Annotated in this window: 12 protein-coding genes; 6 read left to right on the top strand and 6 right to left on the bottom strand. The window is 69.9% G+C overall.

Annotation, left to right across the window (positions count from 1 at the left end; translation table 11 throughout):
* Nucleotides 1–8: 8 nt before the first annotated feature.
* Nucleotides 9–971 (bottom strand): TauD/TfdA family dioxygenase, encoded by a 963-nt coding sequence (locus QSK35_RS03475; RefSeq protein ID WP_285742124.1) that lies wholly within the window; start codon nt 969–971, stop codon nt 9–11.
* Between the two features lie 202 nt (nt 972–1173).
* On the opposite strand from QSK35_RS03475, the gene QSK35_RS03480 reads away from it, so the two are divergent.
* Complete coding sequence (locus QSK35_RS03480) at nt 1174–2448, top strand: lysine N(6)-hydroxylase/L-ornithine N(5)-oxygenase family protein (protein ID WP_285742126.1); 1275 nt, start codon at nt 1174–1176, stop codon at nt 2446–2448.
* Nucleotides 2435–3076: an FMN-binding negative transcriptional regulator gene (locus QSK35_RS03485; RefSeq protein ID WP_285742128.1), complete on the top strand. Its 642-nt coding sequence runs from the start codon at nt 2435–2437 to the stop codon at nt 3074–3076. The genes QSK35_RS03480 and QSK35_RS03485 overlap by 14 nt, the downstream gene beginning before the upstream one ends.
* Here the strand turns inward: QSK35_RS03485 and QSK35_RS03490 are convergent, their stop codons facing one another.
* Together QSK35_RS03490 and QSK35_RS03495 are read right to left on the bottom strand one after the other, a co-directional pair.
* Entirely contained in the window at nt 3077–3430 is a 354-nt protein-coding gene (locus QSK35_RS03490) for a hypothetical protein (RefSeq protein WP_285742129.1), read from the bottom strand.
* Between the two features lie 21 nt (nt 3431–3451).
* On the bottom strand, nt 3452–5920 hold the full coding sequence (locus tag QSK35_RS03495) for an ATP-binding protein (protein WP_352243140.1): 2469 nt from the start codon (nt 5918–5920) through the stop codon (nt 3452–3454).
* Between the two features lie 292 nt (nt 5921–6212).
* On the opposite strand from QSK35_RS03495, the gene QSK35_RS03500 reads away from it, so the two are divergent.
* From QSK35_RS03500 to QSK35_RS03515, 4 genes are all read left to right on the top strand, one after another.
* Complete coding sequence (locus QSK35_RS03500) at nt 6213–8606, top strand: ATP-binding protein (protein WP_285742130.1); 2394 nt, start codon at nt 6213–6215, stop codon at nt 8604–8606.
* Entirely contained in the window at nt 8603–9559 is a 957-nt protein-coding gene (locus QSK35_RS03505) for an ABC transporter ATP-binding protein (RefSeq protein WP_285742132.1), read from the top strand. Before QSK35_RS03500 ends, QSK35_RS03505 begins: the two co-directional genes overlap by 4 nt.
* On the top strand, nt 9556–10314 hold the full coding sequence (locus QSK35_RS03510; protein WP_285742133.1) for an ABC transporter permease: 759 nt from the start codon (nt 9556–9558) through the stop codon (nt 10312–10314). Before QSK35_RS03505 ends, QSK35_RS03510 begins: the two co-directional genes overlap by 4 nt.
* A 95-nt stretch (nt 10315–10409) precedes the next feature.
* A complete protein-coding gene (locus tag QSK35_RS03515) occupies nt 10410–12809 on the top strand; it encodes an AMP-binding protein (protein ID WP_285742134.1) in 2400 nt (799 codons plus the stop codon).
* Here QSK35_RS03515 and QSK35_RS03520 read toward each other — a convergent pair.
* From QSK35_RS03520 to QSK35_RS03530, 3 genes are read right to left on the bottom strand one after another with little or no spacing between them, the layout of a single operon-like run.
* Nucleotides 12791–13831: an ABC transporter ATP-binding protein gene (locus tag QSK35_RS03520; protein WP_285742135.1), complete on the bottom strand. Its 1041-nt coding sequence runs from the start codon at nt 13829–13831 to the stop codon at nt 12791–12793. The genes QSK35_RS03515 and QSK35_RS03520 overlap by 19 nt on opposite strands.
* Nucleotides 13828–15357, bottom strand: coding sequence for an ABC transporter permease (locus QSK35_RS03525; RefSeq protein ID WP_285742136.1), 1530 nt, complete (start codon nt 15355–15357; stop codon nt 13828–13830). The genes QSK35_RS03520 and QSK35_RS03525 overlap by 4 nt, the downstream gene beginning before the upstream one ends.
* On the bottom strand, nt 15358–16365 hold the full coding sequence (locus tag QSK35_RS03530) for an iron ABC transporter substrate-binding protein (protein WP_285742138.1): 1008 nt from the start codon (nt 16363–16365) through the stop codon (nt 15358–15360). It abuts the gene before it with no gap.
* Between the last annotated feature and the right edge of the window lie 256 nt (nt 16366–16621).

Here is a 16621-nt window from a genome sequence, read left to right on the forward strand (position 1 = left end):
GGCGCGGCTCAGACGACGACGTGGCCGTCGAGTGCGCGAAGCGCCCGCGACCGGCGGAAGTCGAGGTGCACGAAGGTGCGCTGCAGCCACCGGTCCTGGCCGTCGTAGCGCGGGGTGAACGCCGTGCGGCCGTGCACAGCCACCCGGTTGTCCACAATCACCAGATCACCCGGCGACAACACAGCCGTCTGCCCGACCGAGATCAACGCCTCCTGGAGCACAGCCAAAGCCCGCTCCGCATCAGGGTCGAGAGCCCGCGTGGCCGCGAAGTCCACCACCAGGTCCGGGTCGTCTACCGATCCACGCAACACCGGCTGCGGCACGGCATCGCCCGCGCCGGCACCGAACGACGGCGGCGCGGCCGTGACGAACCGCGGCTGCGCCAGCACCGACACGACGTCGTCCGGCAGCAGGGGAAGCGCCCGCCGGATCGACGCCACCTGCAGGCCGGCCGACCCGTCGTGGTCGCCGCGCAGGCACAGCAACGCCAGGAAGTCCGGCCGGTGCGGGTGGAAGGCGTTCTCGGTGTGCATCTCCAGGCGCGTGGACCCGGCGTTGCCCTGCATCTGCTCCTGGCCGGGCACCGGCACGACGTCCTGCACGAGCGCACCCGACTTCTCCGGCCGGAACGCCACGAGCTCGCCCAGGTGGGACATGAACAGCACCAGCACCGCGGCGGGAATGGTCGCGTCCCGCTGCACCGAGAGCGGCCGGGTGGGAGTGGGCGGCAACGACGACGCGTCGATCGGCAGGTCGCGGATCAGGAGCAGACCCTCCTGCCCCGAGCAACGCCGGAAGTCCCGCAGAACCCGCCGCAGCCCCTCGGGCAGCGCACACGACAACGCCCGCGCACGGTTCACCCACGCGGGGTCGTCCACGAGGCCCGGCGTCAGCGACGCCGCCAGTGATCGCACCGCGGCGTGGTCTTCGGCGGCCACCGTGGTGGCGGCGAGGTTCAGGCTGACCGTCACATTCCCCTCCACCATCAATGAGTGTGTTCGCTCGCCGAAAGTAAGTCGTCACCACGGTTGCCCAGCAATTCCGTGGTTCCACGGCGCACCCACTGTCCAGCAACGGGTGGAAGCGATTACTCGATGGTGGGCGCCGGTCTGAAGCACGGGACCTAAATTCAGGCCCCACCAGAATGTCCTAGCAGCAGGCGAGGTGAATTCATTGCCATCGCGTGAAGATCCGGACGTCGTGGACGTGGCCGGGATCGGGTTCGGGCCCGCCAACCTGGCGCTCGCCATCGCGCTGCACGAGACCGACGGCCACGATCTCACGGCGGCCTTCTTCGAACGGCAACCCGAGTTCGGCTGGCACCGCGGCATGCTCATCGACGACGCCACGATGCAGATCTCGTTCCTCAAGGACCTCGCCACGATGCGGGACCCGCGCAGCGAGTTCAGCTTCCTGTGCTACCTGCACGACAAGGGCAGGCTGGTGGACTTCATCAACCACCAGATCCTGATGCCGTCGAGGATCGAGTTCCACGACTACCTCGGCTGGGCCGCGGCCAAGCTCGACCACGTCGTCAGCTACGGCGCCGACGTCCTCGCCGTGCACCCCGTCGAGGAACACGGCCGCATCACCCACCTCGACGTCGAGACGGCGACCGGCACCCGGCGGGCCCGCAACGTCGTCGTCGCGACCGGCCTCATACCGGACATCCCCCAGGACGTTCAGCTGTCCGACCGCGTCTGGCACAGCTCACACTTCGTGCGGCACCTACAAGATCTGCCCGACGGGCCGCACCGGTTCACCGTCGTCGGCGCCGGGCAGAGCGCCGCCGAGATCACGAACCACCTCCTCGACCGCTTCCCGCACGGCGAGGTCAACGCCGTGTTCGCGCGCCGCGGCTACAGCGTCGCCGACGACAGCCCGTTCGCGAACCGCATCTTCGACCCCGAGTCCGTCGACCACTTCCACACCGCGCCGCCGGACGTCAAGAAGTCGCTGCTGAACTACCACGCCAGCACCAATTACTCCGTGGTGGACCTCGACCTCACCAAGGAGCTGTACCGGCGGCACTACCAGGAGCTGGTCCGCGGCACCGAACGGCTGCGCCTGCTGCACACCACGCGCATCCGCGACATCCGGCAGAGCGACGCCGTCCGGCTCCAGCTCGAGTTCCTGCCCACCGGCGAACACCGGGAACTGGTGTCGGACTTCGTCATCTACGCCACCGGCTACCGCCCCAACGACCCGCGCAACCTCCTCGGCGACCTCGCCGGCTACGTCAAAGAGGACGACTGCGGCAAGTTCCAGGTCGACCGCAACTATCGGCTCGTCACCACCGAGGACGTCCGCTGCGGCATCTACGTGCAGGGCGGCGCGACCGAACACACGCACGGCATCTCCTCCGGACTGCTGTCCACCACCGCCGTGCGCGCCGCCGAGATCGCCCGGGCACTCATCGCGGACGGAGTGTGCCGTGTACGTGCCTGAGATCTACCAAGACGACACCGCGGCCCTCGGCATCATCCGCAACAACCCGCTCGCGCTGTTCGTCTGCGACGGACCGATCGCCGCGCACCTGCCGATGGTCCTCGAAACCGACGGCGACGACGACCTCATCGGAAGAGTCCTCTTAGGACATATCAACCGCAGCAACCCGCAGTGGGCCGGTCTAAAAAACGGTGACAAGGCGCTCGCCGTCTTCCACGGACCGCACGGCTACATCTCCCCCGCGGTCTACGAGAAACACCCCGCGGCACCGACCTGGAACTTCACCGCCGTCCACGTGACCGGCGAGATCACCGTCGCCGACGACCCGGCCGACGTCCTCCCGATCATCACGCGCACCGTCGAGCAACTCGAGGGCCGCTTCGGCGTCGGCTGGGACATGACCGGCTCGCTGCCCTACTTCCACGAGCTGCTCCCCCACGTCGCCGCGTTCCGGCTGCGCGTGCGGGCCGTCGACACCATCTGCAAGCTCAGCCAGGAACAACGGCCGGAGCAGCAGGAACGCGTCATCCAGTGGTTCGAGAACAGCGACACCGGCCAGCACCACCAGCTGGCCAGGCTCATGCGGGACCGATCGCTGGGCCACACCAACCCACTTGTGCACCGCTGACTAACGCAACCACCGCAGGGCGGCGTCGGCCATGTCCTCGGGGCCGCTGTTGAACGCGATGGCCGCACCGGGCGCGTACTGCCGCACCAGGTTCACCACCCGCTCGAACAACTCGAGCAGCGGCTCGTGCTTGCGAATACCGCCCCCGACCACCACACACGCGTAGTCCCCACCGGTCAACGCCGCCACAATCGCTTCCTCGGGCCGGTCTTCCGGCACAACCAGGCACATGTCCGCCTCGAGGCCAAGCTCCTCGAAGCGGGCCTGCCCACGGGCGATCGCCGCCTGGACAGGTGCGGGATCCCAGCCGGGAATTTGCGCGGGGTCGAGCCCGATCACCAATACACGCCCCATGCGTTCTTCTTACACGAACGATCAGGACTCGGCGAGCTCGTGCGCCGCCGACCACCGCTCGGCCAGCCGTTCCTTGTGCGCCCGCACGGCCCGGGGCAGCTGCCCGTAGGCGACGTCGCGCACGAGCATGTGCCCGAACCGGTACCGCGTCTGGGTCCTGTGCCACCCGTGCGGCGAGCGCCGGAGGAAATCCCAGCGCTCCAGGTGCTCCAGCTGCCGCTCCACCTCGGCGGAGTCCACATCGGACACGGCGGCGACGGCATCGGCGGACACCGCCTCGCCGAACACGGCCGCGTCCTGCAGCACCGACTTCGTCACGGCCGGCAGCGTGTCCAGCCGTGCCGCGATCACCCCACGCACCGAGTGCGGCGGATGCACCCCGACACCGGAGCCGCCGTCGCGCAGCATCCGCACGTACTCCGTTGCGAACAAAGGGTTTCCGCCGACCGAGCTGACCAGCTCACGGCAGGGGCTCGCGATCAGCCCGTGCGTCTCGACCAGATGCCCCAGCAGTCGCAGCGTCGCGTCGTCGGACAGCCGGTCCAGCGTCGTCACCGTCGCCTCCCGCGTACCGCCACCCCAGCGGGGCCGCCGGTCCAGCAGCTCCGGGCGGGCGGTGGCCACGACCAGCATCGGCACCGGCACGACCCGCTCGGCCAGGTCGCCGACGAAGTCGAGTACCGCCTCCGACGCCCAGTGCAGGTCCTCCACGACGACGATCAACGGCCGCTCGAGCGCCACCGCCTCCAGAAACCGGCGCAGCGCCATGGGTTCACAGTCCGCCGCGGGACCGAGCAGCGCGCGCAGCTCGTCCAGCACCCACGCACCGGAGGCGCCCATCAGCCGGTCGACCGCGTCGGCCAACCGCCGGTCCACGGTGGACGGACTGTCGCTGTCCCGTACGCCCGCGTAGGCGGCGACGACCTCGGCCAGGGCGGAACCACCGCCGAACGCGGGCGCGCGGCCCGTCAGGCAGCGCACCCCGTCCCCGGACACGCGCGCCAGCTCCGCCAGCAGCCGGCTCTTGCCCATTCCCGGCTCCCCGAGAACGGTCACCAGATGCGGGCGGCGGTAGCGCAGCACGTTGCCCAGCAGACCGCGCAACAGGTCCAGCTCGCGTTCCCGCTCCACGAACGGCGCCGTCACCCGCGGCACCGGGCGCGGCCGGATCGCCTCGACCACCCACCCCGACGCCGGGTCGTCGGGCACCGAGCACATCACCGCGCGCTCACTCGCACGCCGCGTCACGTCACACACCCGCACGTCGAACGGCGACGCCGTGGTGCCCAGCGCCCAGCACTCGCGCGTCACCGGGCCGGTCGCCGACGGCGGCTCGTCACCGTGGTAGGTCACCAGCACCTCGCCGGTCGTCACCGCGCAGCGCGGCGCCGGCCAGTCCGCCTCGAACGCGTCCCGGATCGCCACCGCCGCCCGCACGGCCCGTTCGGCGTCGTCCTCCCTGGTGCTCGGCACGCCGAACAACGCCCACCACGTCGACCCGATACCGCTCACCAGCATGCCGCCGAACCGGTCGACCTCGGCCCGCACGGCGTCCGCCATGCCGGTGTGGACCTGGTCGACCTGCTCCACGTCATCACGCTCGCGGGAGTCCAGATGGGACGTCACGAGCAGCACGCTCACCCACCGGCGCTCCACCACCGGCACCAGGACGTCCACAGTGGACTCGACCGGCTCCGGGTCCGCGGCGACCGGCGCCTCGCCGGACGACTCCTCCAGCCGCAGTGCCAGATCCGGCGAGTGGTTGAGGATCGCGCGTTCCAGCTCCTGCAGCTCGCGGCACGGTTCGACGCCGAGCTGCTCGATCAGCGCGGCCCTGGTCGCCCGGTAGACCGCGAGCGCGTCGACCTGCCGGCCACACCGGTACAGGGCGCGCATCAGCTGCGCACACAGCCGTTCACGCAACGGCTCGGTCTCGACGAGCACCTCCAGCTCGCCGACGACGTTCTGGTGGCCGCCACGGGCCAGCTCGGCGTCGAAGCAGTCCTCGTAGACGGCGAGCTTGCTGTCCTGCAACGCCGAGAGCTCCGGCCAGCCGACGCCGCGTTCGGCGAGGTCCGCCAGCGCCGGCCCGCGCCACAACCCGAGCGCGTCGCGCAACGTCTTCGCCGCCTGCTCGTGCTCCCCGGCGGCCAGCTCCGCGCGGCCGCGCTCGGCCAGCCGCTGGAACGCCGTCACGTCGAGATCGGCGGGATCGACCTGGAGCAGATATCCCGGCGCCTGCGTCAGCAACAACGCGGAGCTCTCCGCGGACAACGCACCACGCAACGTCGAGACGGCGTTCTGCAGCATCTTCCGCGCGGTGGGTGGCGCATCGCCGTCCCAAACGACTTTCAACAACCGGCTCACCGGCACGACTTCACCGGCATGTAACAACAGGTATCCCAGAACTGCACGTTGTTTGACACCGTACAAAGGCACCGGAACCCCATTGTCCAGCACTTCCAGGGGACCCAGCAGGTTGAATCGCACGGTTCGCCACCCCAACGGTGAGGGTTGTCACACAACATCCGACCCTACTGGTGGCGGCGAACCAAGTAGGCACTAAACGGTAACCATGCCCACCAATTGATACCCACTGGCAACACTAGGAAATTTCCTATGCCTTGTGGGGGATCCAATTGAGATCTCCGATACCGCTTTTTCATCCGGCTACCTTGTGGCCACGGGTGATACACCGCACAACCGATCACACACTCCGGGACCTATCGAGATCACTCCAGAGGCTTGGGACGGGACCATGCATTTTTCTCTACTGGGTGCCTTGGAAGTCAACGACTGTGGATCCTCCGTCGCGCTCGGCAGTCCGAAACAACGCGCAACGCTGGGTTTCCTGTTGCTGCACGCCAACACCGTGGTGCCGACGAGCAAACTGCTGAAGGCACTCTGGGGCGAGGAGGCTCCGCCCACCGCGAGGAAGATGCTGCAGAACGCGGTGTGCGGGATCCGAGCCATCCTCGCGGACGAGAGAAATGATGCGGAAGCACCCGCGGCGCTGCTCACCCACGCGCCCGGATACCTGTTGCGAATCGATACTAATTCGATCGATCTGTTCCGATTCCAGGCACTGGCCGAGGATGGCCGCGCCGACCTCGCCGCCGGATCGTGGGAGTCGGCCGCCCGCAAGCTGCGCGAGGCACTGAGCCTGTGGCGTGGTCCGGCGCTCGCCGACCTCGTCGAGGCCGGCATCGCCTGGCCCGAGCTCACGGCCGTCCAGAACGGACGGATCGCGGCGCTGGAGGACCTCGTCGAAGCCGAGCTCGCCTGCGGCCGTCACCACGAGGCCGTGGCCGAGCTCGAGGCGATGGTCGCCGCGGAACCGTTGCGCGAACGGCTGTGCGGACAGCTGATGCGCGCCCTCTACCGCGACGGCAGGCAGGCCGAGGCGGTGTCCGTCTATCGCCGCACGCGCACGCTGCTGCGCGAACGGCTCGGCATCGAACCCGGCCACGAGCTGCGCGACCTGCACCGCGCGATCCTCGACCACGACCCGGCGCTGCAGCACCCCGCCACCGAACGAATCGTTATCCCGCAACAACAACAGCCGCGAGTGGAAGCACGGCCGGCCGCGGCCGAACGAAAGTGGATCACCGCGCTGCTCGTCGCCACCGAGACCGACGAGGACGACATCGAGGACGCCGACCGGAATCTCAAGGACGTGCTCGGCGCGGTCCGCGACGAGGTCGCCCGGTTCGGCGGCATTGTGACCGCGTCCGCCGGCCCCATGGCACTGGCCGTGTTCGGCGTGCCCCTCACGCGCGAGGACGACGCCTCCCGCGCCCTCATGGCCGCCACGGCGATCCGCGACCGCTTCCCCTCGGTCCGGATCGCCGTGGCCACCGGCGAGACCTTCGTCCGCCCGCGCGGCGGGCCGCCGCTGATCACCGGTGAGGCGCTCAACACCGGGTTGCGCCTGCTCACCGCAGCCGAACCCGGCGCCATCGAGCAGTGCGACGTCACCCGCGACATCACGGGCCGCGTGCCCGGCCGGGCGCCGCTGATCGACCGCGACCGCGAGCTGAAGCTGCTGCGCGAGCTCGTCGAGCACACCGCCCGCACGAACACCGCGCACCTGGTGACCCTGGTGGGCGAACCGGGCATGGGCAAGACGCGGCTCGTCACCGAGCTGGCGGGCGCGCAGTTCCTCACCACGCCGCACATCCCGGACACCGCGCGGGTCGTCGTCTTCGAGGACCTGCACCTCGCCGACGACGCGCTGATCGACTTCGTCCACAGGATTCCCCAGCGATCCGGCCCGCTGCTGGTCGTCGCGACCGCACGGCCTGAACTGCGGTGGTCGAGACCATCTTGGGGCGGTGGACCGCGGCACACGACGATCACGCTCGGCCCGCTGTCGGAGATCGGCACCAGCCGCCTGCTGGACGCGCTGCTCGACGGCGCCGACAGCCGGCTGGTCCGCAGCAACCCCGCGCTGCTCACCCGCATCGGCGGCAACCCGCTGTTCGCCGAGGAGTACGTCCGCGCGCTCGGCACCCACAGCGCGGCCCTGCCGAACACGTTGCGCGCCGTCGTCGCGGCCCGGCTCGACGCCGCGCCGGCCGAGGAAAAGACGGTGCTGCAGAACGCGGCCGTGCTCGGCGAGACCGTGTGGCCCGGCGCCGTCGCCGCGATCAGCGGCCTCGAACGCGCCGAGGTGAAGAAGATCCTCGACCGGTGGGAGCGCCGCGACATCGTGCGCCGCCGACCGGCCAGCACGATCCCCGGCGAGACCGAGTACGCGTTCCGGCACCAGCTCGTGCTCGACGTCGCCCACGACCAGCTGCCGCGCGCGGTCAGAGCGGACAAACACCGGCTGGCCGCCGCGTGGCTGGAGCAGCAGCCCGCCGTGAAGGCCGACATGCTCGCCTGCCACTTCGGCCACGCGGTCCGGTTGTCGGCGGCCGCCGGGAAGCCGACCGAGGAGCTGCGTGAACGGGCCCGCACGGTGCTCGCCGACGCCGGTCGCCGGGCCGCCGCGCTCGGCGCGTACGCGATCGCCGTGCGCTGCTACCGGACCGCGATCGAGCTCGCGCCCGAGGACGACCCGAACCGCGCGTCGCTGTTGCGCCTGTACCGCAAGAGCCTCGCGCACTGCGACCCCGACCAGGTCTTCATCTCGGTCGGCGACGTGGCGCCACGGGTGCTGGTCCGCGCATGACCCAGCACGACGCGGTCACGGTCAGCGCCCTGGTCAAGCGCTACCCGCGCAAGCCGCGCCCGGCCGTCGACGGGCTCGGCTTCACCGTGCGGCGCGGCGAGGTGTTCGGACTGCTCGGCCCGAACGGGGCCGGGAAGACGACCACGATCGGCGTCCTCACCACCAGGGTGCTGCCCACCTCCGGCACCGTGACGGTCGAGGGCGTCGACGTGGTCACCCAGCCCAGTGCCGCGCGGGCGCTGCTCGCCGTGGTGCCCCAGCACAACAACCTCGACCGGGCGCTGACCGTGCGGCAGAACCTCCTGTTCCACGCCAAATACCACGGCGTGCGGCGTGGGGAGCGCCGGCGGCGCGCGGACGAGATCCTCGACCTGATGGGGCTCGCCGAGCACGCGGGCAGCACGATCATGCGTCTGTCGGGCGGGCAGCAGCAGCGCGTCATGATCGCCCGCGCGCTCATGCACCGCCCCACGGTGATGTTCTTCGACGAACCGTCGAACGCGCTCGACCCGCAGGCGAAGCTGTTCGTCTACCAGAGAATCTCCGAGCTGCGAGACGAAGGCGTCACCGTCGTCCTCACCACGCACGACATGGACGAGGCCGCGCGGCTCTGCGACCGCGTCGGCATCATCGACCACGGCCGGCTGCTCACCCTCGACACCCCGGCCGCGCTCACCGCCGCCATGGAGGGCGACGTCACCGTCAAGCTCACCGTCGAGGGCGCCGACCCCGGACAGCTCGCCACCAAACTGTCCACAGTGCACGGTGTGCAGCACGTGGAGACGCTGGGCGCGCACGACTTCCGGCTCCGCGTCGACGCCGACAGCGCACCCGTGCTCGCCGCGGCGCTGCGCGTCGTCGACGAGTTCGGCGCCCGCCTGCGGGACGTCGCCACCGACCGGCCGAGCCTCGAGGACGTGTTCATCAAGCTCACGGGCAGGGATCTGCGATGAGGGCCTTCACCGCCGTGCTGTCCCGCGACGTGTTAGTCACGTGGCGGGAACTGCCGAGCTTCCTGCTGCAGACCATCGTGCAGCCGCTGTTCGTGCTGTTCGTGTTCGGCACCGTGCTCACCGACCTCGGCTACGTCCAGTCCGGTTACGGCGCGGTGCTGCTGCCGGGCATCATCGCGCTGACCGGGTTCTTCGGCGCCGTGCAGCAGACGTCCATCCCGCTGACCCTGGACTTCTCCTGGACCCGCGAGATCGAGGACCGGCTGCTGGCCCCGATGCCAATCCACCTCGTCGGCGTCGAGAAGATCCTTTTCGGAGCGTTGCGCGGCCTGGTGTCCGCGCTGTGCATGGTGCCGATCGGGTTCGTCCTGCTCGACACCACGTGGCCCTTGCCGAGCCTGCCCCTGGCACTGGGCGTCTTGACCCTCGGCACGTTCTGCGGCGCCGCACTCGGCCTGGTGCTCGGCACGGTCGTGCACCCCGACCGGATCAACACCGTGTTCGCCGTGCTCGTGACGCCGATGATGTTCACCGGCGCTACCCAGTTCCCGCTGCCACAGCTGGACAACCTGCCGTGGTTCCAGTGGGTCTGCGCGCTCAACCCCCTCACCTACGTCAGCGAGGGCATGCGCGCGCTGCTCGTGCCCGCGGTGCCGCACGTGCCACTGTGGGTGTGCCTGGATGTGCTCTTCGTGACGACCGCGTTGTTCGGCTGGATCGGTGTGAAAGGGTTCCTGCGCAGATCTCTGGACTGACCGAGTGATGTAGGTCAGCCTATCTTTCTGTTTGGTTAGCCTGTGCTTATCCTGCGTCCGGCCGTGTTCGCCGCCCCACGGCCGGAGGTGACGTCGTGCATCAACCGCAGACCCGCACAGCACGGGTTCCCTTCGCGTACGACCTGCACGTGCACGGCGACGCTCCAGCGCTCATCGCGGCCGACGGCACACCGGTGTCCTACACGGACCTCGAGGACCGTGTCGAACACCGGGCGCGCCAACTCGGTGACACACGGCGACTCGTGCTCGTCACCGCCACCAACGACGTCGAGCCGATCGTCACCTACCTCGCGGCGTTGCGCGGCGGCCACCCCGTCCTGCTCACCGCACCCGAACACGCCCCGGCGCTCGTGGCCGCCTACGACCCCGATGTCGTTGCCGACCAAGGGAAACTGACGGAACGCCGCGAGGGCACGGCACACGAGCTGCACGAAGACCTCGCGCTGCTGCTGTCCACGTCCGGAACCACCGGCTCGCCCAAGCTCGTGCGGCTCTCCGCCGAGAACCTGCGGTCCAACGCCGCCGCGATCGCCGAGTACCTCGGCATCCGCGCCACCGACCGCGCGCTGCTCTCGCTGCCACTGCACTACTGCTACGGACTGTCCGTGGTGAACAGCAACCTGTCCCGTGGCGCGGCCGTCGTGCTGTCCGACCGATCTGTGCTCGACCCGCGGTTCTGGGACCACGCGAGGAACGCCGGTGCGACCAGCCTGCACGGCGTGCCGCACACGTTCGACCTCCTCGACCGCGTCGACGTCGATCTGCCGTCGCTGCGGTACGTCACGCAGGCCGGTGGGCGGCTCGCGCCCGAGAAGGTGCGGCGCTACGCGCGAAGTTGGACGTTCTTCGTCATGTACGGCCAGACCGAGGCCACCGCGCGCATGGCCTACCTGCCCCCCGAGCTGGCCGAGTCGCGGCCGTCGGCCATCGGGATCCCGATCCCCGGCGGCGAGTTCGCCATCCGCGGTGGCGGGGACGAAGGCGAGCTGATCTATCGCGGCGCCAACGTGATGCTCGGGTACGCGGAACGACCGGCGGATCTCGCCCTGGGACGGGAGATCGACGAACTCGTCACCGGCGACCTCGCCCGGCGCGCACCGGACGGGCTGTACGAGGTGATCGGCCGCACCAGCCGATTCGTCAAGCCGTTCGGGCTGCGGCTCGACCTCGACCGGGCCGAGCGGCTCTTCCGCGAGCGCGGGCACGACGTGGCGTGCGCGGGTGACGACCACGGTGTCACCATCGCGGTCACGGGCGAGGCCGCCGAGGTGCGGCGGCTCGTGCCGTCGTTGACCGGCCTGCCCGCCGGCCACGTGCGCGTCGTGGAGTTCACCGAGCTGCCGAGGCTGGCCAACGGGAAGATCGACTACAGCGCGGTGTCCACCGCGACCTCAGATGGTGCGACCGAGACAGTGCGCGCACTGTACTGCGAAATCCTGCACCTGCCGGACGTCGACGACGAGGCCACGTTCGTGTCGCTCGGCGGCGACTCGATGTCGTACGTGCAGATGTCGATCAAACTGGAGGAGCTGCTCGGCTCCCTGCCGCCGAACTGGCCGACCACGCCGATCGCCGAGCTGGAGGGCGCCCGCGGTGGCCCCACCACCGTCGAGACCAACATCCTGTTGCGCGCCTTGGCGATCGTCCTCGTCGTCGGCACCCACATCGGGCTCTACCAGGTGCTCGGCGGGGCGCACCTGCTGCTCGCCGTGGCGGGCTGGAGCTTCGCCCGGTTCGGCCTGTCCCACGTGGACACCGGAAAGGCCGTGCTGCGCAGTGCCGCGCGGATCGCCGTGCCCGCGATGGCGTGGATCGGCTGGCGGGCGCTGGTGCGCGACGACGTCGGTACCGCGAACGTGTTGCTGGTCAACAACTACGCGCACCAGGGCGCGTGGGGCTACTGGTACGTCGAGGTCGCCGTCCAGCTGCTGCTCGTCCTCGGCATCCTGTTCGCGATCCCGGCGGTCCGCCGCCTGGAACGCCGCCACCGCTTCGGGTTCGCGGCCGGTGCGCTGGCGATTGGCCTGGTCGCCTACCTCTTCGCGAACGACACCGTCGAGTTTCCCGAACGCGCGCTGGCCACGCACGGCGTCGCCTGGTTCTTCGCGCTCGGCTGGCTCGCCCACCGGTCGACGACCCTGCGGCAACGGCTGTTCACCGCGGCGCTGACGCTCGTGCTCGTGCCCGGCTACTTCGACAACCCGTTGCGGGAAGCGGTGATCACGGCCGGCGTCCTGCTGCTGTTGTTCGTGCCGCGGGTCGTGGCTCCGCGCCTGCTGGTTCGCGTGGCCGGGCTCATCGCGGGCGCGTCGCTGTACATCTACCTGTCGCACTGGTCGATCTACATCCCGCTCGTCCACCTCGGCGTGCCCAAGGCGGTCGTGCTGCTGATCTGCCTGACCGCGGGCGCCCTGCTCTGGCGGTTCGCCCAGCGCGCCGAACGGCTGATCCGCCGCTACCCGCTCAAGGGATAGGCCAGCGCGTCACCCGTCACGACGAGACCGACCTGTTGGCCGGGAGCCGGCAGGTCCCGCTCCCCCGTGATCCGCGCGACCACCCGCGGGCCGTCCGGCAGCAGCGTCAGCCGCACCGCCGCGTCGTGACCGTAGAAGCTGACCTCCTCGACCCGCGCGGGCACGCCGCTGCCGTCGCCGCGCAGCAGGATCTGTTCCGGCCGGATCAGCACCTCGGCCGCGCCATCAATGTTTCCGGCGCGCAGAGCAATAGTCCCGAGTGGACAGTCGACGTGCGCACCGCGTACCTGACCCGCGAGCAGCACGGCGTCGCCCACGAACCGCGCCACCCCCACGTCCAACGGACTGCCGTACACAACAGGCGGTTCGGCGAGCTGCACGAGCCGACCGGCGCGCATCACCGCGACCTGGTCGGCCAGCGACAACGCCTCCGCCTGGTCGTGCGTGACCAGCACGGCCGTCGCGTTCGTCGCGCGGAGCGCCGACACCACCGCCCGCCCGGTCGCCTCCCGCAGCCCGGCGTCCAGCGACGAGAACGGCTCGTCCAGCAGCACCACGGACGGTTCGGGCGCCAGCGCGCGGGCGAGCGCGACGCGTTGCTGCTGGCCGCCCGACAACTGGTGCGGGTACCGGTCGGCCACCCGCACGTCCAGCCCCACCAGCTCCAGCAGCTCGGGAACGCGGTGCTTCGCGACGCGGGCCTTGCGCGGCAGGCCGAACGTGATGTTCGCGGTGACCGTGAGGTGCGGGAACAACGCGCCTTCCTGCGGCACGTAACCGACGTGCCTGCGCTGCGGCGGCGTGGAACGGCCGTCGCCGAACACGGTCTCGTCGCCGAAGGCGATCACACCCGCGTCCGGGTCGTCGAACCCGGCGATCAGCCGCAGCAACGTCGTCTTGCCGCACCCGGACGGGCCGAGCACCGCCGTCAACGACTCCGCCGGCACATGCAGGTCGATGCCACCGAGCACCGGCGTCGCGCCGAACGACTTCGTGACACCCCGAATCGTCAGCGCCGTCATCTCCGGATCCCTTCCCTGGTCAGCAGATACGTCGCGGGCACGGACAGCAGCACCATCAGCGCCGCGTAGGGCGCGGCGGCCCCGTAGGCGGCGCTGTCGCTGTGGCTCCAGAACTGCGTCGCGAGCGTCGTCGTCCCGATCGGCGCGAGCAGCAGCGTGGCGGTGAGCTCGGTGACGACCGCGATGAACACGAGCGCCGCCCCCGCGCCCAGACCGGGAGCGATCAGCGGCAGCGTCACGCGCCGGAACGCGGCGAGCCGGCCGGAGCCGAGACTGTGCGCCACGTCGTCGAGCACCGGCGGCGCCTGCGCGAGCGCGGACCGGACGTTCACCACCGCGCGCGGCAGGAACAGGATCGCGTACGCCGCCAGCAGCATGACCGTCGTCTGGTAGAGGCCGGGCACAACCTGAATGCCGATCGTCACCAGCGCCAGCGCGACCACGATGCCCGGCAGGGCGTTGCCGAAGTATGTGCTGCGTTCCAGGAACGTGCTCAACGCGTTGCGGTGCCGCACCACCAGCCACGCCACGGGAATCGCCAGCCCCACCGTGCACACCGCGCCCAACGCGCCCAGCGCCAGCGACGTCGTCGCCGTGGCGGCGATCATCTCCGCGTCGAACTCGGCCGAGCTACCGCTCAGCCAGTACGTCAGGCTCGCCAGCGGGACGGCCAGCGACAGTGCCACGAGCACACAAAGCGCGGTCAGCACCGGGATCGCGGCCCGGCCGAGCCGTGCACGGGTGGCCGGTCGCGCGACACCCGTGCCCACCCGCGAGAGCCGCGCCCTGCCGCGTCCCTTCAACTCACCCACGAGCAGCAACAGACAACAGAGCACCAGCACGACGGCGAGCATGTTCGCGGCCGGACCGTTGTAAGTGGACTGGTACTGGTCGTAGATCGCGGTCGTGAACGTCGGGAACCGCAGCATCTGCAGCGCGCCGAACTCCGCCAGCAGGTGCAGCGCCACGAGCAGCGCGCCACCGAGCAGCGCGGGCCGCAACTGCGGCAGCACGACGCGCGTGAAAGTCCGCCATCGGGACAGCCCCAACGCGTGGGCGGTCTCCTCCAGCGCGGGATCGAGGCCCTGGAACGCCGCCGCGACCGGCAGGTGCACGAACGGGAAGTACGACAGCGTCACGATCAGCAGCGCCCCGCCGTACCCGGTCGCGGAGGGCAGCAGCGACACCCACGCGTAGCTGTTCACGAACGCGGGGATCGCGAGCGGCGCGGTCAGCAGCACGTGGAACGCTTTTCGTACCGGTAGGTTCGAGCGCTCGACGAGCCACGCGGTCGCCGTGCCGATCACAGCGCACAACGCGACCGCGCCCGCGGTGAGCCGCACGGTGTTCCACAGCAGCTCACCGGTACGCGGCCTGAAGATCAGCTTCTCGGCCTCGGCCCAGCCAGTGCTGATGGTCGCCCAGACCACGAACCCCAGCGGGAGCAACGCGAGCAGCGCCACTCCCGTGGCGAACACGAGAACCGGGACCGGACCCACCCGGCGGCGGAGGAGGGTGAGTGTCAACTAGATCAGGCCGGCCTGTTGCATCAGCTCGACGACCTTGGGCCCGTTGAGCTTCGCGACGTCGATCGGCGGCGGCTTGAGCTCGTTGAGCGGCTTCAGCTTGCTGTTGGGCGTGGCGTCCTTGGCGATCGCGTACTCGAGTGCCTTGCTGTCGCTGAGGATCTGCTGACCGCCCTTGCTCGTCAGGTACTTGACGAGCTTCTGCGCGTCGGCCTGCTTCTTGCTCGCCTTCACCACACCCGCGCCGGACACGCTGACGAACGCGCCGGGATCGCCGTCGGTGAAGAACTTCAGCTCGGTGTCCTTGGAGTTGGCACTCGCCTCGGCGCGATCCTTGTACCAGTAGTAGTGGTAGATCACGCCACCCTGGATCTCGCCCGAGTTCACGGCCTTCATCACCGCGATGTTGCCGGGGTAGATCTTGGCGTTGCGCTTGAGTCCGGCCAGCCACTGCTTCGTGGCGTCCTCACCGGTCACCTCCAGCACGGCGCTGACGATCGCCTGGAAGTCCGCGCCCGCGGCGGCCACACCGATCTTGCCCTGCCACTGCGGCTGCGCTACGTCCACAATGGACTTCGGCAGCTGTTCGGCGGTGAGCTGCTTGCTGTTGTAGGCGAACACGGTCGACCGCGCCGCGAACCCGACCCAGTTACCGCTCGACGGCGAGTACTGGCCCGGCACCTGCGCGAGGGTCGCGTCGTCGACCTTCGCGAACCGCCCCTTGGCGTCCACGAGGCTCATCGCCGGCGAGTTCTCCGTGACGAACACGTCGGCCGGCGACGCGTCACCCTCCTGCACGATCTGGTTGGCGAGCTCGAAGTCCTTGCCGGACCGCAGGTTCACCTTGATGCCGGTCTCCTTGGTGAAACCCTCCACCATGGCCTTCATCAGGTCCTCGTGCTGCGCGTTGTACAGCGTGAGCGCGTCACCACCGCTCGCGCCATTGCCGCATCCGGCCGCCAGCACGACAGCGCTGACCGCCGCCGTGACCCGCATGGACCACCGCATCGTCGCCCTCTTCCCACCCCAGGACTTCGTTAGGTTAGGGCTACCTTAGATGATGGTTCGTGCGGTCACGTTCGACGGATCGGGCGTCTTCGCACGGTGACCACGCGGTTTCGGTGGGTCAGTGGTGGTACTGGTGCATGACCGCGTGCCCCTTGCCGCGCGCGATCAGCCACCGGTTGACCGGCACGGTGGCCACGAAGGCGATGCCGAGCGAGAACACCAGGCTCGCCCGCCGGGGCGTCCTGGTGCATGCCGC

This window comes from Lentzea sp. NBRC 105346, assembly GCF_030269605.1.
Lineage (GTDB): Bacteria > Actinomycetota > Actinomycetes > Mycobacteriales > Pseudonocardiaceae > Lentzea.

Bases quoted from the DNA above. Each gene is read 5' to 3' on its own strand.
- QSK35_RS03510 (WP_285742133.1), top strand. From the start codon at position 9,556: ATGAGGGCCTTCACCGCCGTGCTGTCCCGCGACGTGTTAGTCACGTGG.
- QSK35_RS03490 (WP_285742129.1), bottom strand. From the start codon at position 3,430: ATGGGGCGTGTATTGGTGATCGGGCTCGACCCCGCGCAAATTCCCGGC.
- QSK35_RS03520 (WP_285742135.1), bottom strand. From the start codon at position 13,831: ATGACGGCGCTGACGATTCGGGGTGTCACGAAGTCGTTCGGCGCGACG.
- QSK35_RS03505 (WP_285742132.1), top strand. From the start codon at position 8,603: ATGACCCAGCACGACGCGGTCACGGTCAGCGCCCTGGTCAAGCGCTAC.
- QSK35_RS03530 (WP_285742138.1), bottom strand. From the start codon at position 16,365: ATGCGGTGGTCCATGCGGGTCACGGCGGCGGTCAGCGCTGTCGTGCTG.